The organism is Enterococcus sp. BSD2780061688st2 D3 (genome assembly GCF_005844145.1).
Classification (GTDB): Bacteria; Bacillota; Bacilli; order Lactobacillales; family Enterococcaceae; genus Enterococcus_B; species Enterococcus_B durans.
Map to the genome: position 1 here is coordinate 1 of NZ_SPHN01000063.1, position 1,248 is coordinate 1,248.

Genomic DNA, 1,248 nt, shown 5'->3' on the forward strand with positions numbered 1-1,248 from the left:
TGGATTTGAGTCAATATCTTGGACACATTTTAGTAGAGACGGTTAAGCCATTTTTTCTTTTGCTAATTCTTCAAATTCCTGTGGGGTTAGATAGTGAATCGAGCTATGGATTCGATTTCGGTTATAAAATCCTTCAATGTAGCTAAATAGCGCTCGATTTGCTTCTTCAAAATCTGAGTAGCTAGTCGTGTAGACTTCTTCTTTTTTCAATGAGGCATGGAAAGATTCGATTCCAGCATTATCATAAGGTGTTCCTTTTCTACTATAAGAATGCCTTATTTTGTTGGTTTTAAGCCATTGTTCCACTTCTCTTGCTGTGTATTGGCTGCCCAAGTCAGTGTGTAGAATCATTCCTTCTGGAATGTGATAATGTATTTTTGCTTTATTCAATGTTTGAATGACACAATCCACAGTCATTCGTTTTGAAAATGTATAACTAATAATTTTTTTCGTGTGTAAATCCATGATTGAAGATAAGTAACACCAACCATTTTTCTTAGTAGGAATGTACGTAATGTCAGCTGCCCATTTCTCACAGATCGTTTCAGTAGAAAAGTCCTGATTTAAGAGATTCTCTTTTGAAATGATCGGTTTATTAGACCTTTGAGGTCTATATTTTTTAACTACAATCGACCTTAAATTTAATTGTTTCATTAGCTTTTGGACATGTTTAAGAGATACTGAAATCCCTTCTTTTAATAAAACTTGATGGATCTTTGTGGCACCATAGCGTTGTTTATTCGTAAAAAAAATTGTTGAAATCTTCTTTTTCAACTTATTATTTCTGATTTCTGTAGCTGTCAACGGTTTATTCTTATAAAAATAATAGACACTTCTAGGGATTTCTAATAACCGACACAACAAAGAAACAGTGTAATCCTTACACCATTTTTCAATAAATTGAACAAGCGAATTTAGGTTTTCCGAGAGAATATGGCTGCGGCTTTTTTTAAGATTTCAAGTTCCTCATTTAAACGAGCATTTTCTTTTCTCAGTTCAGCTACTTCTTTTCCAGTCAGTCCTGTGGACTGATCAGGTAAATATAAATTCTTCCATTTGTAAATCGTTGCTTCAGATAAGCCATATTCTTTCGCTAACCCTCGAACAGAACGTCCAGTTTGATTCAGTTCAACAATCATTTGTTTAAAATTTTCTTCATATCGGGTCATAAAAATTCATCCTCTCGTAGATAAGTTTAATTTATTCTTGTCTCTACGAAAAGCTGTCTAAGATTTGATACTAACACCA

At 33.4% G+C, this 1,248-nt stretch carries 1 protein-coding gene; it reads right to left on the reverse strand.

Translation table 11 applies throughout. The features are described from left to right. Positions 1–42: 42 nt before the first annotated feature. A protein-coding gene (locus FGQ66_RS15015; protein WP_094850654.1) for an IS3 family transposase occupies positions 43–1,169 on the reverse strand; the annotation gives its coding sequence in 2 pieces (ribosomal slippage) (positions 43–941 and positions 941–1,169; 1,128 coding nt in all). Between the last annotated feature and the right edge of the window lie 79 nt (positions 1,170–1,248).